This window comes from Nocardiopsis sp. CNS-639, from assembly GCF_000381685.1.
GTDB lineage: Bacteria > Actinomycetota > Actinomycetes > Streptosporangiales > Streptosporangiaceae > Nocardiopsis > Nocardiopsis dassonvillei.
In genome coordinates this window covers 102,658-128,449 of sequence record NZ_KB906866.1, presented here as the reverse complement: position 1 = coordinate 128,449, position 25,792 = coordinate 102,658, and the positions used below count along the sequence as shown (strand labels likewise).

At 72.3% G+C, this 25,792-nt stretch carries 22 protein-coding genes, 1 CRISPR repeat array and 1 riboswitch; of the genes, 6 read left to right on the top strand and 16 right to left on the bottom strand.

Translation table 11 applies throughout. From position 1 onward, the window contains the following. Nucleotides 1-80 precede the first annotated feature (80 nt). From cobM to G011_RS0119630, 4 genes are read right to left on the bottom strand one after another with little or no spacing between them, the layout of a single operon-like run. Nucleotides 81-842 carry a precorrin-4 C(11)-methyltransferase gene (gene cobM / locus G011_RS0119645; protein WP_026338461.1) on the bottom strand — a complete coding sequence of 254 codons (762 nt, stop codon included), beginning with the start codon at nucleotides 840-842 and terminating at the stop codon, nucleotides 81-83. Next, nucleotides 827-2,416 (bottom strand): precorrin-2 C(20)-methyltransferase, encoded by a 1,590-nt coding sequence (locus G011_RS0119640; protein WP_019609989.1) that lies wholly within the window; start codon nucleotides 2,414-2,416, stop codon nucleotides 827-829. The genes cobM and G011_RS0119640 overlap by 16 nt, the downstream gene beginning before the upstream one ends. Beyond that, a complete protein-coding gene (locus G011_RS0119635) occupies nucleotides 2,413-3,078 on the bottom strand; it encodes a precorrin-8X methylmutase (protein WP_019609988.1) in 666 nt (221 codons plus the stop codon). The genes G011_RS0119640 and G011_RS0119635 overlap by 4 nt, the downstream gene beginning before the upstream one ends. Further along, entirely contained in the window at nucleotides 3,075-3,971 is an 897-nt protein-coding gene (locus tag G011_RS0119630; protein ID WP_019609987.1) for a nitrite reductase, read from the bottom strand. The genes G011_RS0119635 and G011_RS0119630 overlap by 4 nt, the downstream gene beginning before the upstream one ends. A 53-nt stretch (nucleotides 3,972-4,024) precedes the next feature. Then, nucleotides 4,025-4,233: riboswitch (cobalamin riboswitch) on the bottom strand. Nucleotides 4,234-4,592: 359 nt separating this feature from the next. Here G011_RS0119630 and G011_RS30775 point away from each other — a divergent pair. Beyond that, nucleotides 4,593-4,760: a CsbD family protein gene (locus G011_RS30775; protein ID WP_019609986.1), complete on the top strand. Its 168-nt coding sequence runs from the start codon at nucleotides 4,593-4,595 to the stop codon at nucleotides 4,758-4,760. A gap of 194 nt (nucleotides 4,761-4,954) precedes the next feature. Here G011_RS30775 and nhaC read toward each other — a convergent pair whose 3' ends face one another. Together nhaC and G011_RS0119615 are read right to left on the bottom strand one after the other, a co-directional pair. Then, nucleotides 4,955-6,403, bottom strand: coding sequence for a Na+/H+ antiporter NhaC (nhaC, locus tag G011_RS0119620; RefSeq protein ID WP_019609985.1), 1,449 nt, complete (start codon nucleotides 6,401-6,403; stop codon nucleotides 4,955-4,957). Nucleotides 6,404-6,438: 35 nt separating this feature from the next. After that, nucleotides 6,439-7,572: a PLP-dependent aspartate aminotransferase family protein gene (locus G011_RS0119615; protein ID WP_019609984.1), complete on the bottom strand. Its 1,134-nt coding sequence runs from the start codon at nucleotides 7,570-7,572 to the stop codon at nucleotides 6,439-6,441. 361 nt (nucleotides 7,573-7,933) lie between these two features. Between G011_RS0119615 and G011_RS0119610 the strand changes: the two genes are divergently transcribed. After that, nucleotides 7,934-8,737 carry a FadR/GntR family transcriptional regulator gene (locus G011_RS0119610; protein WP_019609983.1) on the top strand — a complete coding sequence of 268 codons (804 nt, stop codon included), beginning with the start codon at nucleotides 7,934-7,936 and terminating at the stop codon, nucleotides 8,735-8,737. Nucleotides 8,738-8,767: 30 nt separating this feature from the next. On the opposite strand, the gene G011_RS0119605 is transcribed toward G011_RS0119610, so the two are convergent. Further along, complete coding sequence (locus G011_RS0119605) at nucleotides 8,768-11,302, bottom strand: DUF4118 domain-containing protein (RefSeq protein ID WP_019609982.1); 2,535 nt, start codon at nucleotides 11,300-11,302, stop codon at nucleotides 8,768-8,770. Nucleotides 11,303-11,580: 278 nt separating this feature from the next. Between G011_RS0119605 and G011_RS0119600 the strand changes: the two genes are divergently transcribed. Further along, nucleotides 11,581-12,345, top strand: coding sequence for a response regulator (locus tag G011_RS0119600; protein ID WP_019609981.1), 765 nt, complete (start codon nucleotides 11,581-11,583; stop codon nucleotides 12,343-12,345). Next, complete coding sequence (locus tag G011_RS0119595) at nucleotides 12,342-13,781, top strand: TrkH family potassium uptake protein (protein WP_019609980.1); 1,440 nt, start codon at nucleotides 12,342-12,344, stop codon at nucleotides 13,779-13,781. Before G011_RS0119600 ends, G011_RS0119595 begins: the two co-directional genes overlap by 4 nt. Before the next feature lie 263 nt (nucleotides 13,782-14,044). Here the strand turns inward: G011_RS0119595 and G011_RS0119590 are convergent, their stop codons facing one another. Continuing rightward, nucleotides 14,045-15,295, bottom strand: coding sequence for an FAD-dependent oxidoreductase (locus G011_RS0119590; protein ID WP_019609979.1), 1,251 nt, complete (start codon nucleotides 15,293-15,295; stop codon nucleotides 14,045-14,047). Nucleotides 15,296-15,342: 47 nt separating this feature from the next. Continuing rightward, nucleotides 15,343-16,674: a YeeE/YedE family protein gene (locus G011_RS0119585; RefSeq protein WP_013152672.1), complete on the bottom strand. Its 1,332-nt coding sequence runs from the start codon at nucleotides 16,672-16,674 to the stop codon at nucleotides 15,343-15,345. Between the two features lie 856 nt (nucleotides 16,675-17,530). Between G011_RS0119585 and G011_RS0119580 the strand changes: the two genes are divergently transcribed. Continuing rightward, nucleotides 17,531-17,815 (top strand): hypothetical protein, encoded by a 285-nt coding sequence (locus G011_RS0119580; RefSeq protein WP_019609978.1) that lies wholly within the window; start codon nucleotides 17,531-17,533, stop codon nucleotides 17,813-17,815. Nucleotides 17,816-17,823: 8 nt separating this feature from the next. On the opposite strand, the gene G011_RS0119575 is transcribed toward G011_RS0119580, so the two are convergent. Together G011_RS0119575 and G011_RS0119570 are read right to left on the bottom strand one after the other, a co-directional pair. After that, the gene (locus G011_RS0119575; protein WP_019609977.1) at nucleotides 17,824-18,750 is read right to left on the bottom strand and encodes a universal stress protein; all 927 of its coding nucleotides are present in this window, start codon (nucleotides 18,748-18,750) and stop codon (nucleotides 17,824-17,826) included. Between the two features lie 488 nt (nucleotides 18,751-19,238). Next, nucleotides 19,239-19,439 (bottom strand): hypothetical protein, encoded by a 201-nt coding sequence (locus tag G011_RS0119570; RefSeq protein ID WP_019609976.1) that lies wholly within the window; start codon nucleotides 19,437-19,439, stop codon nucleotides 19,239-19,241. A 268-nt stretch (nucleotides 19,440-19,707) separates the two neighbouring features. Here G011_RS0119570 and G011_RS0119565 point away from each other — a divergent pair, with 268 nt between their 5' ends. Continuing rightward, nucleotides 19,708-20,811: a protein-L-isoaspartate O-methyltransferase gene (locus tag G011_RS0119565; protein ID WP_026338459.1), complete on the top strand. Its 1,104-nt coding sequence runs from the start codon at nucleotides 19,708-19,710 to the stop codon at nucleotides 20,809-20,811. A 228-nt stretch (nucleotides 20,812-21,039) separates the two neighbouring features. Further along, nucleotides 21,040-21,373: a CRISPR direct-repeat array (repeat unit 28 nt; unit sequence GTGAGCCCCGCGCACGCGGGGATGAACC). Nucleotides 21,374-21,724: 351 nt separating this feature from the next. Here G011_RS0119565 and G011_RS0119560 read toward each other — a convergent pair. The 5 genes from G011_RS0119560 to G011_RS0119540 form a co-directional block, all read right to left on the bottom strand. Continuing rightward, nucleotides 21,725-22,279 carry a pentapeptide repeat-containing protein gene (locus tag G011_RS0119560; RefSeq protein WP_026338458.1) on the bottom strand — a complete coding sequence of 185 codons (555 nt, stop codon included), beginning with the start codon at nucleotides 22,277-22,279 and terminating at the stop codon, nucleotides 21,725-21,727. 15 nt (nucleotides 22,280-22,294) lie between these two features. Beyond that, nucleotides 22,295-22,450 (bottom strand): multiple cyclophane-containing RiPP AmcA, encoded by a 156-nt coding sequence (gene amcA / locus G011_RS32145; protein ID WP_196808527.1) that lies wholly within the window; start codon nucleotides 22,448-22,450, stop codon nucleotides 22,295-22,297. A gap of 15 nt (nucleotides 22,451-22,465) precedes the next feature. Then, the gene (amcB, locus tag G011_RS0119550; RefSeq protein WP_051104386.1) at nucleotides 22,466-23,563 is read right to left on the bottom strand and encodes a cyclophane-forming radical SAM peptide maturase AmcB; all 1,098 of its coding nucleotides are present in this window, start codon (nucleotides 23,561-23,563) and stop codon (nucleotides 22,466-22,468) included. 158 nt (nucleotides 23,564-23,721) lie between these two features. Further along, entirely contained in the window at nucleotides 23,722-24,933 is a 1,212-nt protein-coding gene (locus G011_RS0119545; RefSeq protein ID WP_019609971.1) for a helix-turn-helix transcriptional regulator, read from the bottom strand. 14 nt (nucleotides 24,934-24,947) lie between these two features. Beyond that, nucleotides 24,948-25,454, bottom strand: a complete 507-nt coding sequence (locus G011_RS0119540; RefSeq protein ID WP_051104385.1) for a flavoprotein — start codon at nucleotides 25,452-25,454, stop codon at nucleotides 24,948-24,950. Nucleotides 25,455-25,792 lie beyond the last annotated feature (338 nt).

The following is a 25,792-nucleotide window of genomic DNA, read 5'->3' as shown; positions in this document are numbered from 1 at the left end:
GGAGCCCTCGGCCCCCGCGCACGCCCCTCCCTCCACACGAACCCGCCCGTGGAGCCTCCCGAACCCCTTCGGAGCCCTCCCTACCCGCTGGCCCGCGGCCGGGCCGGGTCGTAGAGGTAGGACTCACCGCCCGCCCCGGGATCGAGCGCCCACCCCACCAGGATCACCGCCGCCTGCCGGAACCCGGCCTCCTCCACCGCGTCGGCCACGGTGGAGACCGTGCCGCGCAGCACCGCCTCGCCCGGCTGGCTGGCCCGGTACACCACGACCACCGGGCAGTCGCCGCCGTACTCGGGTTCGATCTCGGCCATCAGCTCGCGCACCCGCCGGATCGCCAGGTGCAGCACCAGCGTGGCCCGGGTCGCGGCGAACGCGGCCAGCGACTCGGTCCCGGGCATGGCGGTCGAGCGGGCCCGCGTCCGGGTCAGCACCACCGACTGGGCCACCAGCGGCACGGTCAGCTCCCGCCCGGCCAGCGCCGAGGCGGCCGCGTACGCGGGCACCCCGGGCGTGACGTCCCACGGAACGCCGTGCGCGTCGAGCCTGCGGGTCTGCTCGGCCAGCGCCGAGTACAGCGACGGGTCGCCGGAGGTGAGCCGTACGACGTCGCGGCCCGCCGCGTGCGCGGAGACCAGGTGGTCGGTGATGCGGTCCAGGTCCAGGCCCTGGGTGTCCACCAGTTCGGCGCCTGGCGCGCAGTGCGTCAGGACCTGCGGGTCCAGATAGGTGCCGGGGTAGAGGACCACGTCGGCCCCGGCGAGCATGCGCGTGGCGCGCACGGTCAGCAGGTCGGCGGCGCCGGGTCCCGCGCCCACGAAGTGCACGGTCACGGCTTCACCCACCTGGGGGTCCACACGCGGCCCGCCCCGGTGAACCGGGTTCCCGAGGCGCCGACGATGAGCAGGCAGCGCATGTCGACGGCGGCGGGGTCGAGTTCGCCCAGGGTGGTCACCGTCAGGGACTCGCCTTCGCGGCCCACGTCGCGGCCGACGACGACCACGGTGTCGGGTTTGCGGTGCTCCAGCAGGATCCGGCGCGCGGTGACGATCTGCTCGGTCCGGGACCGGGAGGCGGGGTTGTAGACGGCCAGCGCCAGGTCGGCCTCGGCGACGGCGCGCAGACGCCGCTCGACCACCTCCCACGGCTTGAGGCGGTCCGACAGGCTCATCACCGCGAAGTCGCCGCCCACGGGGGCGCCCGCGCGGGCCGCGACCGCCTGGACGGCGCTGACCCCCGGCAGCACCCGGACGGGCACGTCCCGGTAGGCGGGCTCCTCGGCCGCCTCGAACACGGCGGTGGCCATGCCGAAGACCCCGGCGTCCCCGCCGGAGACCACGGCCACGCGTTCGCCGCGCCCGGCCAGATCGAGGGCGAACCGGGCGCGCTGGAGTTCGACGGTGTTGCCGGAGGCGTGCCGGGTGAGCCCGGGGCGCTGCGGTACCCGGTTGACGTAGGGGCCGTAGCCCACCACGTGGTCCACCTCGGCCAGCGCCGCGCTCGCCTCGGGGGTGAGCCAGCACTCGGGGCCCGGGCCCAGGCCCACGACCAGCAGTTCGGCCGCCTGTCCGGTGGTCGCGGACTCCGGTTCCGCCGCCGGTCCGGCGGAACCGGGCCCCGCTTGGGTCGTCTGCGCCGTGTGCGTTGTCTGTGCCGCCTGCGTCCGCGCGGCCTCGCCGACCTTGCGGGAGCGCGGCCCGTTGCGGCTGTCCCCGGTCACCAGCACCAGGGAGAAGTAGGGCACCGACGCCGGGTCCACCTCGGCCACCGGCAGCCGCCGCTCCCCGCCCATCGAGGCCCGCTCCACGTACACCGCGTGTTCCAGCCGCCCGGCCGCGGTCAGGGCGCGGCGGACGGCCGGGAAGGTCCGGCCCAGTTTCATGACCACGGCCGCGTCGGTGTCGGCCAGGCGGCGGGCCAGTTCCGGTTCGGGCAGGGTGCCGGGCAGCACGGTGAGCACGTCGGTCTGCCGGGCCAGCGGAGCGGCCGCGGCGGCCGTGGCGGCGGCGAACGCCGGGACCCCCGGCACGATCTCGGTGGGGTAGCGCTCGGACAGCCGGTCGTGCATGTACATGTACGACCCGTAGAACAGCGGATCGCCCTCGGAGAGCAGGACGACGTCGCGCCCGGCGTCCAGGTGGGCGGCCAGGCGGGCGGCGGACTCCTCGTAGAAGTCGGCCAGCGCTCCCGCGTAGCCGCCCGGGTGGTCGGTCGCCCCGGTGGTCACCGGATAGGTCAACCGCTCCTCGACCACCCCGTCCGGAATCAGCGCGTCGGCGATGCGGCGGGCGTTGGACTCCTTGCCCACACCCGCGTGGTAGGCGACGACGTCGGCCGCGGCGATGAGCCTGGCCGCCTTGAGGGTGATCAGCTCGGGGTCGCCCGGGCCGACGCCGACGCCGTGGAAACGGCCGGTCATTCCTCCTCCTTGGCGAGTGCGTTGAGGGCCGAGGAGGTCATCGCCGAACCCCCGCGGCGGCCGCGCGCGGTCACGTAGGGGACGTCGACGCCGTGCCGGTCGCGCAGCTCGGTCAACGCCTGCTTGGACTCGGCGGCGCCGATGAAGCCGACCGGGCAGCCGACGATCGCGGCGGGGCGCGGAGCGCCGTCGATCAGCATCTCCAGAAGGTGGAACAGGGCGGTGGGCGCGTTGCCGACGGCGACCACGGCGCCGTCGAGCAGCGGCTCCCACAGCGACACCGCGGCGGCCGTGCGGGTGGTACCCCACTCCCGGGCCAGGCCGGGCACCCGCTCGTCACCCAGGAGGCAGAGCACCTCGTTGTCGCTGGGCAGGCGGCTCGCGGTCACGCCGGAGGCCACCATGCGCGCGTCGCACAGGATCGGCGCACCGGCCCGGAGGGCGGCGCGCGCCGCGGGGACCAGGTCGGGGTGGACGACGAGGTCGTCGGCGAGGTCGACCTGGCCGGTGCCGTGGATCATCCGCACGGCGAGCCGCTCGGCGTTGGCGGGCAGGTGGTCGAGCCGGGCCTCGCGCCGGATGGTGGCGAAGGAGTCGGCGTAGATGGCGGGCCCGTCGTCGACGTACTCGTAGTGCCGGTTCGGTCTTCTCGGGGAGGTCACCGCGCCTCCCCGGGAACGAGGACGGAGCGCCACGGCGTGACGACGAGTTCGCCGGATCCGGCCTCGACGGCTTCGGCGGCGAGCGCGTCGGCGGCGGTCCGGTCCAGGCCCTCCTCGGGCACGGGGACGTGTCGTCCGATCCCGGGCAGCGGGCCGTGCGGCAGCGGCGGCGCGGGTTCGGGCAGCCCCGGGTCGGGCGGAGCCGGGTCGGTCAGGGGCGAGGGGAGTTCGGCCACGTGCCAGGGGGCGTCGGGGCCGTCCCCGCGCAGCTCCAGGAACCGGTCGGCGAGGCGCACGAGCGCGACCGCGGCCTCCTCCACCGGTGTCAGCGGACCCCAGTGCTCCCCGACCCTGAGCTGGGCGGTGCGGGCGTCGAGGGCGACCGCCCCCAGGTCGCAGGAGCGCTCCAGCAGGTCGCCGCTTCCGTCGTCCAGGGCGAAGAGGAAGCGGCCGGGAAGGGCGGCGCGGCGCGGTTCGGCGCACAGCAGCCCGTCCAGCTCGGCGGCCACGGGCCGCAGGTCCGCCCTTCCGGCCCCGAGCCCCGTGCGGGGGGAGACCATGATGTTGCGGACCAGCTCGTGGGAGGGCGAGGGCAGCAGGCCTGTGCCCTCCAGGGCCCGGAGCACCTCGGGGGACAGCCGCCCCCCGCTTCCGGGCAGGGCGCGCAGTTGCAGGTTGGCCCGCCCGGTGACGTGGATCCGGCCGTCGCCGTACTCCTGGGCCACGGCGGCCAGGGCGCGCAGCGAACGGACGGGGAGCCTGCCGCCGACGAGCCGGAGCCGGACCAGCAGCCCGTCGTCGGCGGGCCAGGGCCGCAGGGCGCCCGGGCAGCGGTCGCGCCGGGCGCGGACGGTGGGGGATGGGGATGGGGATGGGGAGCCCATCGGGGACATGCGCGTCCTTCTGGTCAGGGACCCGTTCGCGGGGTCCTCGGTTGACCTGGCGGCCCGTCACCGCCAGCGCCAGCAGGTCTTCGGACTCGGGATCGACCGGTGCGGAGCGCCTTCCCGGAGCGTGCGCTCCAGTGGCTGTCCCGGGGAACCGCGTCCCCGGGGCGTGCCCGCCCGTCACCCTCACCGCTGCGCGTCAGCCCCGGATTCGCACCGGGTTCCCTGCCCCACGAGGTGGAGTTCGACTGGCTCGACGAGGGTACCGTTCCCCTCCCGGGCCAGGTCCGGGGGCCTTCCCCCGAAGGGCCGCGGACCGGTACCGTCCCGGGGCGCCGTGGTGGGGCCCGGAGCCCGGGAGCGCGGCCCGCTCCCGGAGGCGGCCCCCGGGGCCGCGGGGGCTGAAAGGTGCCCCGCGCGGCTGTCCGCGACCGAAAGCGGCGACGCGCGTTCGCGGGCCCGTCCCCGGTTCTTGTTCGGGCAGAGCAGCGGTGGTGGCGGCGGGTGCGGAGCTTTTCGAGGGCTTTGCGGTGATTTTAGGGTTTCTTGTTTCGGGCAGTGGAACGGGCGAGGGGCGGTTCGCAGCAGTACACCGCTCCCCACGGGAACCACCGAAGGAGGAAGAGCATGAGCGCCAGTGAGAAGGGCCGCAGCCAGGCCGAGATGGTCAAGGGCAAGGCCAAGGAGACCACCGGCAAGGCCACCGGCAACGACCGCATGAAGAACGAGGGTCGCGCCGAGATGGCCAAGGGGCGCCTGCGCCAGGGCAAGGAGGACCTGAAGAAGGGCCGGTAGGTGCCGCCTTCGCGGACGGTCGCGGACGGCCCCCCCGCCAACGGGAGCCTCCCGCCCGACCGGCCGGACGGGGAGGGGCGCGAGCCCCGGTCCCGCCGTGGCCGCCGACCTGACCGCCTTCGCGTCCGAGGGGAGCGGAGCACGTGCCCCGCACGTGCTCCGCTCCCCTTTCGCGTGGCCGCCCCGGGCGGGGCTCACGTCGTGGAGCGCTCCTGCTCCGGTTCGAGGCGGCGGATGCCGAAACCCCGGGTCAGCGGCGCGAGGAAGGCGATCAGGGCGGAGAACAGCAAACCGCTCCAGTTGAACACCGCCCACGGCAGGAACTCGAAGTTGGCCACGCCCAGGGTGGTGGCGAAGAAGACGCCCGACACCGTCCAGGGCATCAGCACCTCGGTGATCGTGACCGAGTCCTCCATGCTGCGCGACAGGTTGACCGGGTGCAGGTTCCTGGCCCGGTAGGCGTCGCCGTAGACGTCCTTGACCAGGAAGAAGGTCACCAGGGCGTTGGAGGTGCCGTTGATGATGGTGAAGCCGGAGAGCAGGGTGGTGAGGATGAGGCTGCCCGTGGACCGCAGCCTGGCGATGAGCCCCTCCAGCAGGACCCGCAGCACGCCCGACTTCTCCAGCGCCGAGGCGAAGAAGAAGGCGCAGAAGACGAAGAACGCCGAGTTGTACATCGAGTACAGCCCGCCCCGGTTCACCAGCTCGGCCAGGACGTCGGAGACCCCGTCCCCCTGCGGCAGCATGTCGGTGGTGAATCCGGAGACGACCGCGGCGAACAGGTCGCCCGCGCTCGCCCCCTGGACCAGCAGCGCGATCAGCAGCGCCGTCATGGACGACGCGAACAGCACGACCAGCGGCGGCTTGCGCATGATCGACCCGGCGAGCACGACCACCGCCGGGATCAGCAGCAGCGGGTTGAGGGTGAACAGCTCGTTCAGCTCGGTGACGACCTCGTCGATACCGCCCAGGCCGGCGGACGAGGTGGTGATGGTGGTGCCCGCGAGCAGGAAGACGACGGCGGCCAGCACCGACGAGGGCACGGCCGTGTAGAGCATGTGCCGGATGTGCTCGTAGAGGTTGGCGCCCGCCGCGAGCGAGCTCATGTTGGTGGTGTCCGACAGCGGCGAGAGCTTGTCCCCGAAGTAGGCGCCGGACACGACCGCGCCCGCCGTGATCGCCAGCGACACGTCCATCGTCTGGGCCACCCCGATCAGGGCGACGCCGATCGTTCCGCCCGAGCCCCAGGAGGTGCCGGTGAAGGTGGAGACCAGCGCGGTGGCCAGGAAGGCCAGCACGTACAGGTAGGACGGGTTGATGAGCTCCAGGCCGTAGTAGACCATGAGGGGGATCGTCCCGGCGATCATCCACGAGCCGATGAGCATGCCGATGCTCAGCAGGATCAGGACCGCGGGCAGGGCGCTCCTGAGCTTGTCGCCCATGTTCGTCAGCACGTCGTCCCAGCGCACGCCGTGCCAGAGCGCGAAGAGGGCGAACACCACCCCCGCGAAGATGAGCATGAGCTCGGCGGGGTACTTCAGGACGCCGATGCCGCCGACCAGAATCGCGACGGTGATGACCACGGGGACGCACGCCGCCGCCACGCCGGGTCGGCGGACGTGTTCGTCCGGGGGGTTAGCCATCTACTTTCCTCTCGGTGATGACCGCTTTCGGTCCTCTACAGTGCGGTGAAGGCCCTTTCGAGATCCTCGATCTGGCTGTCGGCCCCCTCCAGACCCACGGAGAGGCGGACCATTCCGGGGGAGAATCCCCTCTCCCGCATCGCCTCCTCGTTTCCGGGCCGGACGGGGGCGGTGACCAGGCTTTCGTAACCGCCCCAGCTCGCGCCGATCCGGAACAGCGAAAGACGGTTGATGAAGGCCGCGACCTTCTCGAAGGAACCGTCCTTCAGGTCGAAACTGAGCAGCCCGGAGAAACCGCTGAACTGGTTCCTGATCAGGGGGTCGTCGGGCCGGTGGTCGTGGTGGGGGTGGTGGATCGCCGCCACCTCGGGCCGGGTCGCCAGGTAGTCGATGACCCGCACGGCGCTGCGCTCGTGCTCGGCCATCCTGATCGGCAGCGTCCGCAGTCCGCGCAGCACCATCGACGCCTCGACGGCCGACATGACCGAGCCCAGGAGCTGGAACCCCGTGTAGAAGAGGTCGCGCACGAAGGAGGCCGGGCCGATCACCGCCCCGCCCAGGACGTCGCTGTGACCGCCGATGTACTTGGTGCACGAGTGGATGACGATGTCCACCCCGGCCAGGATCGGCTTCTGGAAGAGCGGCGTGGACCAGGTGTTGTCCATCACGGTCCAGACGCCCCTGGCCCGTGCGGTCCGGGTGATCGCGGCCAGGTCCAGGACCTTCATCCGCATGGTCCCGGGGCTCTCGACGTAGACCAGCGCCGTGTTCTCGCGCAGGTGGGGCTCGATGTCGGACGTGCCGTCGGGGAGCACGGTGTGGTCGATACCGAAACCGCGCAGGTGCTCGGCCATCTCCAGGGCCGGGCCGTAGGTGCTGTTGACGAAGAGGACGTGGTCTCCGCCGCGCAGCAGGCTCATCAGGACGGCGCTGATGGCCCCCATTCCGGAACCGAAGCACTTACAGGCCTCGCCGCGCTCCAGAAGGGCCAGCCTCTCCTCCAGAAAGGCCACCGTGGGATTGGCGCCGCGGCTGTAGACGTACCTCTCGTGTTCCTGTTCCTGCTCCTGGATGAACGCCTCGAACGAGGGTTTGGTGAAAACGCTGGTCTGGAAAACCGGAGGGGCGACCGCGCCGTGGACGTTCTCCGGCCCCTCCCACGCGCTCATGCAGATTTCCCTGTCGGACCTGTCCACCGTTGCCCTCCGGTCGGCTCGTGGGCGCGCTCGCACGGGTGCGGTGGGGGAGGTTTTCGACCCGCCGCCGCGCCCGCAGTCGCCGCCCGTGTGCGGGCGGTGCCCGCGCTCGTGTCGGTGCGGTCGGCGGACGCCCGTGGTAGGCGACACCGCTCGCACGCGTGCTCACGGCAGGGCCGCGCGGTCGAGACGACGCGGGGCCCGTGCCGGTGCGGTCATCTTGTAGTACAAGCTGCTAAGTAGTCAATGGGGTGGTGCTGGTCCGTCCGCGGGTTCCGGTCTCTGTACGCTGGGGAGTCGGCACATCCCTCCAGCGAAGGACGAGGCGTACACGATGGGATCAGCGTCGCCGGGGACCCAGGGCGAAGGGCTCGCGGGCCGGTCCCAGCCGCGGCACGCCCGGCCGAACTCGCTGACCTCGCAGGTCGTCGCCTTCGTCGAGGAGCTGTGCGTGGGCCCCGACGCGCGGCCGGGCAGCCAGCTGCCCTCGGAGAAGGAACTCGCCGAACGCTTCGGCGTGAGCCGGGTCGTGCTGCGCGAGGCCCTGAGGACCCTGGAGGCCAAGGGCCTGATCCACCGCCGCCAGGGCAAACCCGCGGTCATCGCCTCGCCCAACGCCCTGCCGGTGGAGAACTTCGTGGCCCTGTCGGTGCTGCGCGACCGCCGGGCGCTGATGGAGTTCACCGAGATCCGCAAGGCGCTGGAGGTGCACGGCGCCCGGCTGGCCGCGCAGCGCATCGCCGGACCGGAGGAGGAGCAGACCCGCGAGGACATCGCCCGGGCCCGCCAGGCCATCGCCGACATGCGCGCCGCGCCCCTGGACGTGCCCAACCGCGTGCGCACCGACTTCGCCTTCCACCAGGCCCTGATCTCGGCCTCGGGCAACCGGAGCCTCACCCAGATCCTGGACGCGCTCGAACGGTCCCTGGCCGACAGTCGCGAGCAGAGCCACCGCCGCTTCCTGGCCACCGCGCAGGACCCGGCGGTGTCCGCGACCGAGCACGAGGAGGTCCTGGAGGCGGTGCTGAGCGGCGACCCCGCCCGCGCGGTGGCGGCGATGGAGGACCACCTCCAGGTCACCCTGCGCGAGATCGAGACCCGCCCCAAGGCGGAGGGGGCGCGGGAGGACCCGGCCTGACCGGTCGCCGCAGTCCCGGTGGCGCGCGCCCTAACCCGACGCCCCCGCCACCGGCAGGGTCAGACGCAGCGTCAGCCCGCCGCCCGGGGTGGTCTCGGGCAGCAGCGAGCCCCCCATGGCCTCCACGAGCCCGCGCGCGAGCGCCAGGCCCAGCCCGAGCCCCGTCGCCGCGTCGGTGTCCCCGAGCCGCTGGAAGGGCACGAACATGCGCCCGCGCTCGTGCTCGGGCACCCCGGGGCCGTGGTCGGCCACCAGCAGTTCCACCTGGTCGCCCGTCCAGGAGGCGGTGACCGAGGGCGGCCGGTCGTGCGGGCTGAAGCGCAGGGCGTTGCCCACCACATTGGCCAGCACCCGCTCCAGCAGGCCGGGGTCGGCCGCGACCTCCGGCAGCTCCTCGGGCACCCGCACCCGCACGGCGCGCCCCTGTCCGCCCAGGTCGTCCAGGACCGCGAACACCGACTCGCGCAGCGACAGGCCCGTGACCGTCACGCCCAGCACGCCCGCCTGGAGGCGGCTCATGTCCAGCAGGTCGGTCACCAGCCGGGTCAGGCGGTCCAGGGACTCGTCCGCCGCGGCCAGCAGTTCGGCCTGGACCTCCTCGCTGAAGCGCACCTCCCGGCTGCGCAGACTGGTCACCGACGCCTTGGCCGAGGCCAGGGGAGCCCGCAGGTCGTGGCTGACCGCGGCCAGCAGCGCGGTGCGCATCCGGTCGGCCTCCGCCAGCGTTCCGGCCGCGGCCGCCTCCTGGGCCAGCCGCTCCTGGCGCAGCGCGACGGCGGCCTGCGCGGCGAAGGCCTCGATGATGCGCCGCTCGCCCGCGCGCGGCCGGTGCCCGTGCAGCACCAGGGTCAGCCCCTCGTCCACCGGGACGTCCACGTCGGCCCCGCCGGGGGCCGAGTGGGGAAGCTCCCCGACGGAGGCGACCGCCTCCCACGCGCCGGGGTCGTTGCGGTGGTCGGGCCGGGAGGAGGCCTGCGGCCTGCGCTCCAACAGCGCGACCGACTCCAGGGAGAAGGTCTCGCGCAGCCTCTCCAGCAGCGCCTCCAGGGGACGCGAGCCCCGCAGCACGCTTCCGGCCACCGTGGCCAGGGTCTGGGCCTCGGCGCTGGCCCGCGCCGCCTCGCGGGTGCGACGCGCGGCCTGGTCCACCACCACGCTCACCGCCACGGCCACGAACACGAACACCACGAGGGTGAGCAGGTTGCCCGGCTGGTTGACCACCAGCGTCTCGTAGGGCTCGGTGAAGAAGAGGTTGAGCACCACGAACCCGCTGAACGCCGCCGCCAGCGCGGGCCACAGCCCGCCGACCAGCGCCGTCGCCGTCACGGTGGCGAACACCAGCAGGATTCCGCCGCTGAGGTACTCCTCGCTGTGGGGGACGCCGGTGCCGAACACCAGCAGCGCCAGCGCGGTGAGCGCCAGCGCGTACCCCGCCAGCCTGCGGCGGCGCGAGACCGCTCCCGAGCGGGCCCGTCCGGAGCCGCGCTCGGCCTCCTCCAGGGTGACCAGGTGGACGTCGATGGACTCCGACAGCGCCGCGGTGGCCGCGCCCACCCCCGGCCGCAGCAGGCGGGCGAGCCTGCCCCGCCCGCTCGCGCCCAGGACCAGCTGGGTGGCGTCCACCCCCTGGGCGAACGCGGTCAGCGCGGCGGGCACGTCCTCGCCCAGGACCTGGTGGTAGGTGCCGCCCAGGTCCTCCACCAGCACCCGCTGCCGGGCGAGCATGGCGGGGTCGGCGCCCACCGGGCCGTCGCCGAGCGCCACGTGCACGGCCAGCAGCTCGACTCCCCTGCCGCGCCCCGCGATCCGTGCGGCCCGGCGGATGAGCGCCTCCCCGCCGGGGCCTCCGCTCAGGCCCACGACCACGCGTTCGCGGGTCTGCCACGCCGAGGCCGCGCGGTGCTCGCCGCGGTGGCGTCTGAGCTCGTCGCCCACCCGGCCGGCCAGCCACAGCAGCGCCAGCTCGCGCAGGGCGGTCAGGGTGTCGGCCCGGAACCGGTGGCCCAGCGCGGCGTCGATCCGGTCGGGGCCGTAGACGTTGCCGTGCGCGAGCCGCCGCCGCAGGGCCTCGGGCGTCATGTCCACCAGTTCGATCTGGTCGGCCCCGCGCACCCACGCGTCGGGCACGGTCTCGCTCTGGCGGGTGCCGGTGACGCGCTCCACGACGTCGTTGAGCGACTCCAGGTGCTGGACGTCGAGTGTGGACAGCACCGTGATCCCCGCCTCCAACAGGGCCTCGATGTCCTGCCAGCGCCGGGCGTTGCGCGCACCGGGGGCGTTGGCGTGCGCGAGGTCGTCCACGAGGACGACCTGCGGACGGCGGGCCAGCACGGCGTCCAGGTCCATCTCCTCCAGGCGGGTTCCCCGGTGGGTCAGGACGGCGCGCGGGACCGTCTCCAGGTCGTCCACCATCGCCTCCGTCATCGCCCGGCCGTGGCTCTCCACGAACCCGATGACCACGTCGGCGCCGCGGTCGCGGCGCCGGTGCGCCTCGTCCAGCATCCGGTAGGTCTTGCCGACACCGGGCGCCGCGCCCAGGTAGACGCGCAAGTGGCCGCGTGTCATCGTGTGCCCCCTTCCGGCCTCCCCATCCTGACTGGTCACGGAGGTGTTTTCGGACATTTCACTGCTAACGGGGCGCTAAATCCGGCCCCCGGGCTGCCAAGGGAGCGTTAGCGTTCCCCTCGTGCCGGCCGCCGCCGCGCGGAGTCGTCGCGGCGCCGGTGCCGTCGCGACCTGCGGACACGGCGCTCGTGCCGCGGCGACCCGCGGGCGCGGCGCGTCTGGCATCGTGAGCGCGAGGCCCCCTCCGGGGCGTCCGAACGGGGGAGATACGGACCAGTATGGACACGGACACCGGCACCGGCGCGGACAGAGCGCCCTCGGTCCTCGTCGTCGACGACGATCCCCTCATCCGCAGGACGCTGGAGGTGAACCTGCGGGCCCGCGGCTACACGGCCTACCTGGCCGACACCGGTGAGCACGCGCTGCGGCTGGTGGCCCGCCACCATCCCGACCTGCTCCTGCTCGATCTGGGCCTGTCCGGCATGGACGGCCTGGAGGTCCTGCGGGGACTGCGCGGGTGGACGGACGTGCCGGTGGTCGTGCTCTCGGGGCGCGACACCGAGCCCATGAAGGTCCAGGCGCTGGACCTGGGCGCCGACGACTACGTCATCAAGCCCTTCGGGATGGACGAGCTGTTCGCCCGGGTGCGCGCGGCCATGCGCCGCTCCGCGGTGCCCGAGTACGAGGCGGCGGTGGACACCGCCGACTTCACGGTGGACCTGGCCGCCAAGCAGGTCCTGCGCGGCGGCGAGCCGGTGCGGCTGACCCCGCGCCAGTGGCACATCGTGGAGGTCCTGGCGCGCAACCCCGACCGCCTGGTCACCCACAAGCACCTGCTCAACGAGGTGTGGGGGCCCGCGTACGGGCGCGAGACCAACTACCTGCGGGTGTTCATGACCAAGATCCGCCAGCGCCTGGAGCCGGACCCGCCCCGGCCGCGCTACTTCCTCACCGAACCCGGGCTGGGCTACCGGTTCCGGCCGGGCGGTGGAGTCGCCGGGGGAGGGGCCGCCGGACCGGAAGGCCGGGAGAACGGCCGGTGAGAACGGGAACCGGGCAGTACCCACCGGGCCCACGGGCACCACGGGTCCCGAGGATCCCGGTCCGCGCCGGTGCCCGCGCGGACCGGAGGCTGCGCGACCTGTCCGGGTGGATCAAGCCGCCGCAGCTCACGGCGGCGGCCTTCGCCGCCCTGATCCTGGTCGGCGCGGGCCTGCTGTCGCTGCCCGCCGCCACCGAGGCCGGGGAGCGGGCGCCCTTCGACACGGCCCTGTTCACCGCCACCTCGGCGGCCAGCGTGACCGGCCTGGCGGTGGTGGACACCGCCTCCTACTGGTCGGGGCTGGGCGAGGCGGTGATCCTGCTCCTGATCCAGGTCGGCGGGTTCGGCATCATGGCGCTGGCCACCGTCCTGACCCTGGTGGTCGGGCGGCGGCTCGGGCTGCGGATGGCGGTGCGCACGGGCTCGGAGGCCAAGGTGGTCACGCTGGGCGAGGTGCGCCAGCTGGTCACCGGGGTCCTGGTAGTGACGGTGGTGTTCGAGACGACCCTGGCCGTGGCGCTGACGCTGCGCTGGTGGCTGGGGTACGGGCTGTCCCTGTCCGAGGCCGTCTACACGGGCGTCTTCCACGCTGTCTCGGCCTTCAACAACGCCGGGTTCGCGCTCTACGCCGACAGCCTCATGGGGTTCGCCGAGGACCCGTGGATCACGGTCCCGGTGGCCCTGGGGGTCCTGGCCGGAGGGCTCGGGTTCCCGGTGTGGGTGGAGCTGTGGCGCTTCACCCGGCGGCGCGCCGAGCACCGCCACTGGACGCTGCACGCCAAGATCACCCTGGTGATGACGGGGCTGCTGCTCGTGGTGGGGTTTGTGGCCTTCCTGGCCCTGGAGTGGTCCAACCCGGCGACCATGGGCGGACTCGACCTGCGCGGAAAGCTGCTCACGGCCTTCTTCCAGTCGGTGATGCCGCGCACGGCGGGCTTCAACAGCCTCGACTTCGGACAGATGAACACCCAGACGCTGCTGGTCACCGACATCCTGATGTTCGTCGGGGGAGGCAGCGCGGGCACGGCCGGGGGCATCAAGGTGACGACCTTCGCCGTGCTGGCCTTCGTGGTCTACGCCAACGTGCGCGGTGAGCCCACGGTCCACGTGTCGGGCCGCCGCCTGGCCGAGGGCACCACCTCGCAGGCGACCACGGTGGCGCTGCTGGCGCTGGGCCTGGTGCTGGCGGGGACGCTGACGCTGATGACGATCACCCCGTTCACCCTGGACCAGATCCTGTTCGAGACGACGTCGGCCTTCGCCACGGTCGGGCTGTCCACCGGCATCACGGCCGACCTGCCGCTGCTGGGGCATGCGGTGCTGATGTTCTTGATGTTCGTGGGCAGGATCGGGCCGATCACGCTGGCCTCGGCCCTGGCGCTGCGCCGCCGCCCCCGCCTTTACGAGCTGCCCGAGGAACGGCCGATCGTCGGTTGAGCGGTGAGCTTTCAGCGGTAGGCGCTGGTCAGAGCGCGGTCCGCGGTGATCGGTCAGCGGTGTGCGGGCCGCCGGAGTCCGCGTCCCCGCCCCTGTCCGGTGCCACGCCGGTGGCGGGGCTTCGAGCCCCGCAACGGTCGCGACGGGCGGGCGGCGGCCCTGCCCTTGTCCGGCGTCATGCCGCTGGCGTGCGCCGCTGCCGAGGCGGTGATCGGCGGGAGAGGGCAGCGGCCCCCAACCCTTTCCGGAGAGCGCCGCGATCCCTACTCCCGCCGGGCGAGGGCGGCGGTGATCTCGGCGACGGTGCCCTTGGCCGTGCGCCCGGCGCCGATGAGGGTGGCCGACGCGGCACCGGTCCAGTCCCCGTAGCCCAGCAGGAACAGCCGGGGTTCGGCCACGGAGCGGGTTCCCTCCAGCGCGATCCGGCCCCGGTCGTCCGCCAGCCCCAGCGGGGCCAGGTGGTCCAGCACCGGCCGGAACCCCGTGCACCACAGGACGGCGTCGCAGTCCAGGGAGGTGCCGTCGTTCCAGGCCACGCCGGTGCGGGTGAGGCGGTCGAACATCGGCTCGGCCTTGAGCGCGCCGCGCTCGCGCGCCTCGCGGACCGTCGGCACCACCACGATGTCCCCGAGGCCGCCGACGCCCCTGGGGGCCTCCTCGCCCCGCTGCGCCGCCCGCTGCGCGCGGGTGGCGACGCCGAACAGGGCGCGCCCGTCCAGGTCGTCGGGCAGGAACCGGGGCGGGCGCGCGGTGGCCCAGGTGGTCTCGGCCACCCCGGACAGTTCGGCGAGGATCTGGGCCGCGGAGTTGCCGCCGCCCACGACCACGACCCGCTGCCCGGCGAACTCCTCCGGCCCCCGGTAGTCGACCGTGTGCAGCTGCCTGCCCGCGAACAGCTCCCGGCCCGCGACGTCGGGGACGTGGGGCGCCCGCCAGGTGCCGGTGGCGCTGATGACGTGGCGGGCGCGCCAGCTCACCAGCGGGGACCGCTGAGCGGGGGAGCCGGGGGAACCAGGGGAACCGGGAAAACCAGGGGAATCGGGGACGGCCGGTGGAGGCCCGTCGTGCGTTTCCCCCTCCTGCCGCCCGTCGCCGTCCACGGGCCGCTTCGCCGCGGAGCGGGGCGTCCCCGACGGGAGCCCGCGCCCGGCCCCCTCCCGGGCGAGCACGCGCAGGGCCCCGTCCTCCCGTTCGACCGCCTCCACGCGGACCGGGCGGCGCACGGGCAGCTCGTAGCGGCGCTCGTACTCGGCCAGGTAGCGGGCCACGTGTCGCGCGCTCGGGTACTCCCGCCCCTCCTCGGCGGGCATCCACCAGCCCGGCAGCATGCTGTGCTCGGCGGGGGAGAACAGCCGCAGCGAGTCCCAGTACTCGGTCCAGGACCCGCCCGGCCCCTCACCCGCGTCCAGGACGGCGAAGTCGAGCCCGGCCCGCCGCAGGAAGTACCCCGCGGCGAGCCCGGCCTGCCCGCCGCCGACCACCACCACGTCGTGCACGTGCTCCGCGCCGTCCATTCCCCGTCCCTCCGTCAGTGGTACCGCGGCGGCCGCGGCACCCGGGTTCAGCAGACGCTGTCGCCCGGCTTGGGCACGCCCAGGCCGAACAGGCTGCGGGCCCGCAGCCCCGCCCAGGTCCCGGCCAGGGCGAAGACCGCCCACAGCCACCCGTGCAGGCTGCCCGAACCGATTCCGGCCAGGTAGGCGCCGATGTTGCAGCCGCCCGCCAGACGCGCGCCGATGCCCATGAGGATGCCGCCCAGGAGCCCGGCGGCGACCAGCTTCCAGCTCAGGCCGGTGTGCAGCTTCCACGCCCCGGCGGCGGCCGCGGCCACGGCGGCGCCCAGGATGATGCCGATGTTGGTCAGGCTGGTTTTGTCCTGGAGCACCGGACCGGCGAGCTGCGCGGCCTGCTGGGGCTGGTTCCAGAACGCCCAGGTCTCGGGGTGCGCGCCCAGCAGCTGGAGCGCCTTGGCGCCCCACAGGTTGAAGGCGGAGGTGACGCCCCAGGCGCCGCCGGAGACCAGCAGCACCGCCGCGCCGAGCACCGACAGCACCAGGGCCCCGGCGATCATGGGCCAGCTGCCCCGGACCACGCGCAGCAGGCCCCGCGCCGAGGGCGGCGTGCCCACGGGCGGCGGGACGCGGCGGTTCTGCACGACGCGGGTGCCCACGACCACGGCCGCGAGCACGGCGATGGTGATGGCCCAGGAGCCACCCCACCCCACGTGGTCGGAGAGCAGGAACGGCGGCAGCGCGGGCAGGTCGTTGACCAGCGGCCACGCGGCGCTGTAGATCACCGATCCCGCGATGAAGCCGACGAGGGTGATGACGATGGCCGACTGGCCGGAGCCGACCGCGAAGAGCGTGCCCGAGGCGCAGGCGCCGCCCAGCTGCATGCCGATGCCGAACAGGAACGCGCCCAGGAACAGGGCGATGCCGATGGGTCCGGCCGAGGCCTGCGGGTCGTTGCCGAACAGCCCGGTTCCGGTGCCGATGACCAGCGCGAACAGGGTCGCGGTGGTGCCCAGCAGCACGGCGTGCGCGCGCAGGCCGGTGCCGTTGCCCACGGCGAGGAACTGCCGCCAGGCGGAGGTGAAGCCGAACCGGGAGTGGAACAGGGTGAAGCCCAGGCCCGTGCCCAGGAGCAGCAGGACGGCGGGCAGCGCGCCGTGGGTGTTCCACACGTAGGCGGCCAGGCCCACGGCCACGGCCAGGGCGATGCCGAGCGGCCACCAGCGGACCGGTTCGGCCTCGGCCGCGCGGGGCTGCGGCACGGACAGGGTCGGCCGCCAGCTCAGGGACAGGGCGGGCGAGACGGGCGCGGCGGCGTCCGGTGCGGTGCCCGCGGGGGCGGGTTCGGTGGCGCCGGGAGGCGCGGAGGGGTGAGTGGTCACGGGGCAGCTGTCCAAACGGTGACGGAGCGGGTGTCGGCCGTGGCCGAACGGGGACGGGGACACCGGTACCGCGGGGACGCCGGGCGCGGAGGAGACCGCGTGCAGGGGGAGGGGGACGGGGCCCGGTCAGCGCACGCCGTCGCGGCACCGGCGGCGACAGAGTCCGTCGTCGGTGCTCGTCAGCGACATGGAGATGAGCACCATGCGCAGGAAGCGGGCTTTATCGGACACGGGGCTCAGTGTAGGACAAAGTCCGGTGAGGGTGAGGAGACCGTGACGAAGCGCACGGGCGCGCGCTGGTCCGGGACGCCGGGTGTGTCGTCCCGGAACCGGTGGCGGGTACCGGCACGTGGAGGGGATTCGTGCGGAATTTGCGCGGAATTCGCGCCGGATGCGCGGAATCCGCCGGGCGGCATCGTTCCTGGTGGGCGGGTGTCAGAGGCTTGTGATGTCCGGTGTCCGCGGCGGGCGGCCGGATGGGTCCATGTTTACCCGGGGCAGGCCGGGTAGACAGGAGGGTGTGCACCTGCGCACCCCGCGGACCACGGGGGCGGCCGTCAAGGCCACGAGGTCCGGGGGACACGGCGCGGGTGCGGGGTCGGGCGCCTACGGGGGTGGGCGCGACCGGCCCGCGCCGGACCTCCGCTATCGGGGGATTCGAGAGGGTCCGGCGAGACGCGGGAGCCCCCGCGCGACCCGGTCGCGCGGGGGCTTTTCCCTTTTCCGGCTCGGTTGGCCGCTACGTGTAGTTACCAAAAGTTGCAATGTAACTACTCTTGGTAAACACTGGATGCGTTCCGCCGCCGTGGCCCGTCCGCGGGCCTCCGTCCGAGAAGGAAGATCCCTCCCCGTGCCCATGACACTGACGCGTGCCGCCCTCACCGCGGCCGCCGCCCTGGCCCTGGCCGGGCTGGTCGGCGCCCCCGTTCTGGCCGACGAGGCCACCGCCGAGCCCACCACGGAGCCCTCCTGTGGCAGCCCCCTGGTGCTGCTCTCGCCCGGTGCGCAGGTCGAGGGCAGCAGCTGCTCGGTGGTGAGCACGGTCGAGCAGGAGCTCCAGAGCGTCGGTTCGGGTGGCCTGTTGCCCAGCATGCCCAGCATGGCCGGTATGTCCGGCATGCCCGGCGCCGGCTGGGGCTGATCGCGGGCTCAGTCCTCCTCCGCGTGCCGGGGCACCACGACCACGGGCACCGGCGAACTGTGCATCACGCCCTGGCTGACCGAACCCAGCAGCGCGCCGCGCACACCGCCCCGGCCGCGCGAGCCCACGACCACCAGGTCGGCCTCGGCGGCGGCCTCCACCAGCGCGTCCACCGGATTGCGCTGGGTGCGCACGGCGGAGATGTCCACGTCGGCGGTGGCGTCGTCCATCACCTCGGCCAGCACACCCGAGACGAGTTCCTCGGACTGGCGTTCCAGCAGGTCGTCCGGCGGGGTCCACCCCGACTCGGTCAGGGAGGCGGTGGCGAAGGGCAGCGGAACCTCCCAGCTGTGCACCACCACGACCGAGGAGCCCTCCTGGAGCGCGGCCCGGTGCAGGGCGAAGTCCAGCGCACGCCGGGAGTCCACCGAGCCGTCCACGCCGACCGCGATCCGCAGCGGACCCGACAGTCGCGGCGCGCGCCCCTCGGCGCCGGGGACGACGACCACCGGGCAGAGCGCCTTGGCGGCCAGCCGCATTCCGGCCGCGCCCGCGAGCACCGAGCGCACCGGACCCATGCCGCGCGAACCCACGACCACCAGGTCCCCGTGGCCGGTGCGGCGCAGCAGCGCCAGCGGCGGTTCCTCCAACCCCAGGGCGGTCTCCACGCGCAGGCCCGGCCGCAGTGAGCGCACGTGCTCGGCGGCCTCCTCCAGGATGCGGCGGCCCTGGGCGGTCATCTCCTCCGTGGGAGGGAAACGGGTGGGACCGGCGTAGACCGACATGACCAGCGGCATGGACAGGGCGTGCACGACGTACAGGGGGAGCTGCCTGAGTTCGGCCTCCGCCGAGGCCCACTCCAGGGCTCCGCGCGCCGACGCCGATCCGTCGACGCCCACCGCGACCTTGGGGGAGGGGATCGGGTCATCGGCCATGGTTTCCTGCCTTCTCGTCGCGGGACGTGTTCTGCGGGTACTGCGGGAGGCGGATCCCTCCCACCGCAGAGCGTGCCCTACGGCGGGGGTCCGCACCCGTCGTGGCGGCGGTGTGGCGCGAAAAACGTCCGCTTTTCCGCGTGGTTCCCCTACCCGGGCCGTCCGCGCGGACGCACTGGTGTGAGTGGCGGGGGGTGAGTGGTGTCGTGTGCTGGGTGAGGGTGTACGTCGAGGCCAAGAGTGTTTCCCCTAGCTCCGCAGCTCCGCGCACGCGGAGGCGAACCGGGCTCCGGGGAGCGCGACAGGGACACCCGACCCGCACGGACGCCCCTGTCCGCATTCGGCCACGACCCCGCACACCCCCGCCGGGTACATCCCCGTGTGGAGGTGGTCATGTCAGGCAACTGCCCAGCGGGCCAGCACGACTGGCAATCCGGCCCCAACGGCACGGCCAAGTGCAGCAGATGCGGAGCGATCAGCTCGAAGAACTACTGACCCTCGACCTCGCAGGTCGGGGGGTGGCAGTCCACACAGTCCTCCCGGCACGCGCCGTAGTTCGTCATCGACATCGACTTGCACCGGGTGCACAGCAACCGCTTCCCGTCCGGCGGGTCGTGCCGCCACCGGTGGCGGCCCCGGCGGCAGATCCCGGACGGTTGGATACGGGTGCGGTCTGTGGAGGTCTCCATGGATGCTCACCGTAGCCGTGACGGGACAGGCGGGGAAGGCTAATCGGCCACAACCCACCCTCGCCCCGCTCAGGTTCCGCATACGCGGAGGTGAATCGGAGCCTCAGCAGTATCCCCCGACACTGACAGGAGCCACCCGTGGCCCAGTTCGGTGCGCAAGAGTGAAGGGCACCGTAGTGATCGAGTCCGACGGAGACGGCAGCGGCGGTGGTTGGACACACCGCCAGGTGGTCACGTGCAGCGGTTGCAGGGGAAGGGGGGAGACGTGATGGATGACCTCGACGCGCTCCACACCGCCTTGGTGGAGCGCCTGGACACCACCGCCGCGATCCGCGACGCGTTCGCGTCCCATCCCCGCCACCTGTTCATCCCCGACATGGTCTGGCCTGACGCGACCGGCCTGCCCCTGCACCGGACCTCCGATCCTGGCCGGTGGACGCGTCTGGTGTACGGCTCCGACGCGGTTACCACCCAGGCCAACGACGGCGGTTCGGGGCCGCGCAACGAGCCCAGTTCCTCGTCGTCAGCGCCCCAGGTGATGGCGGACATGATCGCCGCGGCCGGAATCAGCGAGGGCATGCGGGTGCTGGAGGTCGGCACCGGCACCGGGTGGAACGCCGCGATCCTGGCCTCCCTCGTGGGGGAGAAGGGGTCTGTCACCAGCATCGAGATCGACCCCGGTGTGGCGGCCCTGGCCCGGGAACGGCTGACCGGAACCGGCGTCACCGTCCGCACCGCCGCCGAGCCGCCTCCCGGGGAGGTGTACGACGCGGTCATTGCCACCTGCGCGGCGGCCCGGATACCGGACGGGTGGTTCGCCGCTGCTGAGGGTGCGGTGCTCGTGCTTCCCTGGAGTCCGCACCCGGCCGCCCACAGCACGCCGATCGTCGTCCTTGCCGTTCGCGAGGGGCGCGGGTCGGGGCCGTTCGTGCGCGAGGCCGCGTTCATGCGCGACCGCACGCAGCGCCCGGGTGACCTTCCCTTCCCCGGCCTCGGGCGGAAACCGGCTCCGGCTGCCGACCTTCCCGTCGGATCGGTGGAACTCATCGGCTCGGGGATGATGACCCAGCTGATGTTGATGGTGCCCGGGGTCCGTCTGGGAACAGGGCTGCGGCCCTTCCGGGGTGAGCCCGGCCGGATCGTGTGGATGGGTGTTGGGCAGGCGTGGGCGTACGTGTGGCCGGACGGCACCGTCACCGGCGGCGGTGATCGTGCCTTGGGTGAGGAGTTGGGGCACGCCTATCGGTTGCTGCGGGGCACCGGGTTCCCGGGTCTGGAGAGCTTTGACCTGGAAGCCGTCACCGGTCAGAACTCCTGCCGGGTGGTGTGTGCGGCCCTGGGACAGCACTGGGATCACCCCGTATCGCCCTGACTTTCTCGTCTTGCTCATCCTGCTCGTGCTGCTCTTCAGGGCTGTTCCTCCGGGCCGGGGGCCTGCGACCGCAGCCCAGGCATGGAACGCCTGTGTGCCCGGCGCGGTAGTGGGGATGAGCGCCGCCGTGCGCTGTGTGAGGATGTACGTCGAAGCCGGGAGTGCTCAGCATGTCCAGGGCCAAGGTTGCGGCGAGATAACGGCCCGCGTTGTCGCAGGTCGTTAAGCGTGAGCCCCGCGCACGCGGGGATGAACCGCTCGTGGAGGACGCCGAAAACCGGCGGAACGCGTGAGCCCCGCGCACGCGGGGATGAACCGGCCTGGGCGTCGCGACGAAAACCCTCCGGGGTGTGAGCCCCGCGCACGCGGGGATGGACCGCTCCTCTAGACACGCTCGGTCACCTGTGAACGGTGAGCCCCGCGCACGCGGGGATGAACCGTGGGGGAGCGGGGCGGAGAGCGCGCGGCCCGGGTGAGCCCCGCGCACGCGGGGATGAACCAGCGGCGGCACAGGGACACGGCCAGGGCCTGGGCGTGAGCCCCGCGCACGCGGGGATGAGCCCCGCGCACGCGGGGATGAGCCCCGCGCACGCGGGGATGAACCGGCGGGCGTACCCGAGGACTTGTGGGAAACCCGGTGAGCCCCGCGCACGCGGGGATGAACCGGGTTCGTGCCCTGACACGCGAAAACCCCCGCCGTGAGCCCCGTGCACGCGGGGATGAACCGACCACAAGCAGCCCAGCACTCCCGCGTTCGACGTGAGCCCCGCGCATGCGGGGATGAATCGGCCCTGTCCAACCAGCCCACGATCCCCAAACCTAGATGTCCGTGGCGGTATAGGAGATGGTGTTGGACGGTAGCCCGTTGGCACGCTAAGCCAGTCCGGATTTCGCAGCCGTTTCTCCAGGTCGGTTACAGCGGCGCCTCGGCCACGGTCAGGTCCAGGTCGCGGACCATGACCTCGCTGAGCTGACGCAACTGCATCTCGGTCACCTTGGCCCCGCGCAACGACGCCAGGCCCGACAGCCCGGACAGGTCGCTGCCTCGCAGGTCCGCACCGGCCATGGAAGTGTCCTGGAGGTCCACACCGAAGGCGCAGTCGTCGAAGACCGCCTTGCGTAGGTCGCACCCCTCGAAGGCGGCCTCCTTGAACGAGCAGTTCACGAACGCGACGTCACTCACGGCCCTGACCTGGGCCCAGGTGGTGTAGTCGAACTGGCAGCCCTCGAAGACCACGTCCCGCAGGGACACTCGTACCAGTGACACGCCCATCAGTCTTGACGTGCGGAACCGGCACCGGTCGAGGGCGACGTCCACCAGGCGGTGCGAGGACAGGTCCACCGACCGGAAGTCGGTGTTGGTGACCCTTTCTTCCTCCAGCGGGTTCGGGTGCGGCCAGGAGGCCACCGGGGCCTCGTCGTCGCTGGGCAGGAGCACCTTCGCGCCTCGAATTCGGGCTGTCTCCACGAAACCTTCCCCGTTCTACTTGCTCCAGTTGTCCCAGGTGGAACGGTTGTCCCAGGGGCCACCGTTCTTGTTGTCCCAGGTGTCGCGGTTGTCGAACCGCCCCAACGGGGTACGCGGCTGGAGCCGCCTGATCAGGTCAGCGACCCCAGAGGATCGCTCAAGCACGGTCATGACACTGTTCATCGTTCACACTCCCATCTTCTCGCCCAGCGCGCGGGCGAGTTCGATCTTCGAATTGCGGCAGTAGGCGGTCTCGGTGACGGTGAAGTCCCCGTGCTCGAAGTACTTGTTCGAGGCTTGTCCTCCCTGACAGAACGCGAAGAACTCGCACGCCTGACGGCACCGCCGTACGCCCTCGGTGTACTCGCGCACATAGGAGGTGTCGGCGGCGCGGTCGAGGATGGAGGCCAAAGTCTGGTCCAGGACGTTGCCGATGACGAAGTCGCCGTAGCGGTCGTCCTTGACCCCGAGCAGTTCCGGGGAGAGCACGACCACGTCGCCGTTGGTCCCCACGGTCGGGATCGGGTCGTGGAGGACTGTGTCCCGCCGGTCCTTGCGTCCGGCTCGCGCGTCGGCCAGGTAGCCCAGGAGCCGGTCGGCCTCACGTACACGCAGAGGGCTTCCGGCATCGAGACGGTCGAACATCTTCCGCCAGAAGAAGCGCACGAGTTCGGGGGGCATGGTCTGGCGGTCGTCGTTGGCGCCTTCGAGTTCCTCGATGTTGAAGCCGACACTGGTGGTGCCCAAGTCCTCGAAGAAGTCCAGCAGAGATTCGGGCTTGGTGACGGTCTGCACGGTGACCACGCAGATAGCGGAGAAGGCGATGCTATGGGCGCGTAGCCGGGAGATACCCCGCATCGCCCGGTCGAAGGACGGCCTGTTGCCCCAGTCGGTGCGTGATCGGTTGACCGCCTCCGGGCCGTCGATGCTCACACCCACACGGAAGCCGTAGCAGTGGAAGAAGTCGCACCAGGCGTCGTCGATGAGAGTGGCGTTGGTCTGGACGAAGTGACGGACTCTGCCCTGGTGGCGCAGGGGCTCGAACGGCTCTAGAAGAGCGCGGAAGCGGTCACGTTGAGTGGTCAGAGGCTCGCCGCCGTGCCAGACCACGTCCACCACGTCCCCGCCCTGGTCAGAGATCCCCTCCGCGAGGGCTTCGGCGACCGGGACGGACATTTCCAGACGGGTCTTGCGCTCAGCGGCAGGCAGATAGCAGTAGGAGCAGTTGAGGTTGCACAGTGTGGTCGGCTGGACGATCAGCGACTGGAAGCGTGAAGCCAACACGACGTCTTCCGTGTCCTGATCACGCTGGCGAGGAACATGTCGAGATGTGGCCTGCCCCGGGGTACTGGTGATAGGCATGGGGTGACCGTAAGGCGCGAACACCCCACGGCTTCGCAGTCGTCGGAGGGTAAAAGACCCGCAGAAAATTGCGGGCCGGCTCAGAACACTCCGGCTCTGCGAGCCAAGGGGCGCAGCTCGGGGGTGGACCGACGGTGTTCCCGGCGCAGCAATTCGGTCAGGACGCCCGTGGTCCCCGGGTGGTAGCGGATGAGTTCGGGGGCCAGGTGTTCGGCGTCCAAGAGGGTGTGGACCGCTGCGGCGTCCTGGCGGCGCTGTGTGTAGGCCCGAGCCAGGTCCAAACTGACCTGGACGCGTCGGCTGACTAGCCCGGTGGGAAGGGCGCTAACGTCCAAGTCCTCCCCGACATCCACCGCGGTACGTGCGTCACCGGTCGCTATGGCGGTGCTGATGGTGTGGATGGCGACGTTGGTTCTGCCGAACGCCGTCCCGTGCAAATTGCGGTCCCCGCCGAGGCGTTCGGCCGCGCGGTGAGCCTGGCGGAGCAGGCGCGGCACGGCTACCCGGTCGAACTCCGCGGCGGCGGCTGTGGCCGCCGCAAGGTGCAGCCCGCCGTAGACGCTCAGTTCCTCGGGGGTGCCAGGTCTCATCCGGCGTTCAAGCGTGCCCGCCGCGCACATCGCCAGCTCCGCAGCCTCGAGTGGGCGTCCGCGTGAGATGAACACATACGCCATCCGATAAGCGGCCACGGCGGTCAACAGGGGCTGGTCGGCCCACGCGGCGGCTGACATGGCACGGTCGGCGGCCTGCCAGGCTAGGTCCTTCTCTCCCACTTTGCGTAGCAGGGCGGCCGTGGTGTTGTAGACCATGGCTCTGGCCGCGCACACCACAGGCCGATCGGGCGCAGGGCTGTGCGCGGCGGCCTCCGCGTCCCGGATCAGTCGGGGCAGGAGTCGTCCGACCGCGTCGTAACGGGCCGCCTGGTAGGCGGCATAGGCATGGTGCGCCTGGGCGAACAGCACATCCGGGTCGACCCGGAGTTCGGTGCCGGTCTCGGCGACGATGGTCTCCAGTGTGGAGTAGCGCATCATGGCCCGCTCGATCGTGCGGGTGGCGTCGTAGCGCATATCGGTGACCGCCTCGGATTCGGTGCCGGTCAGTTCGGCGAGGTCCAGCCGGAGCAGGCGCGACAGACGGTTCAGGACCTCGTGGGAGTCCACCGTGAGGATTCCGCGTTCGACCTGGGAGAGCCAGGATTCGGAGCGCCCCACGAGTCCGGCGAGCACGCTCTGGGAGTAACCGTGTCTGCGGCGGGCGCGTTTGATCGTCTGGCCTCGGGTGGCGGGGTCCACGCTGTGCCTTTCGGTCAGAGGCTGTTCACGGTGTCGAGGACGTGTCGCCAGGTGGGCATGCGGCGCTCGTAGGGGGCGTCGGGGTCGTGCAGGACGGTGACCGCCTCCATCGTGCGCAGGGTCTCCAGGGACCGGGCGAAGACGGGGTGGGAGGCGAGCTGGGGTTTGCAGTGGGGCACCACCACGGTGGGTACCCGATAGCCGACCATCTCGCACAGCAGGGAGACCGCGAAGTTGTCCGCGATGCCCTGGGCGAACTTGTTGACGGTGTTGAAGGTCAGAGGGCACGCCAGAACCACGTCGGCGGGGGGAAGGCTTTTGCCGGTTCCGGGCATCCGGAAGTCGACACGGACCGGCTCGCCGGTCAGCTCCTCCAACTTCTCCTGGTCGTGGAAACGCGTGCCCGTGGGCGTGGAGAGCACCGTCACCCGCCAGCGCTGGTCCTGAAACGCCCGCACTAGCTCGGCGGACCCTTCGGGAGCGGGAGCACCGGACAACACCAGGTAGAGGGTTCTCGACATGGCCAGAGTCTAGAACGCGCCCGGTCCATGGACTGGGGGTCCATGGACCTTCTCATGCTGTTTGAGGGCATTCGGCAGGATCTTGGGACTCCGCTCGGCCCTGGATCTGTTTCTGGACCACGGTCGGCCCGCCTTCAGAACCGTGTGCGCGGGTCGGCTCGTAACGGCTTCAGATGAGTGCCGCCGTGCGCTGTGTGAGGATGTACGTTGAGGCCAAGAGCGCTCAGCATGTCCTGAGTCAAGGTTGCGGCGAGATAACGGCCCGCGTTGCCGCAGGTCGTTAAGTGTGAGCCCCGCGCACGCGGGGATGGACCGCCGCCCCAGGCTATTTCCCTAGA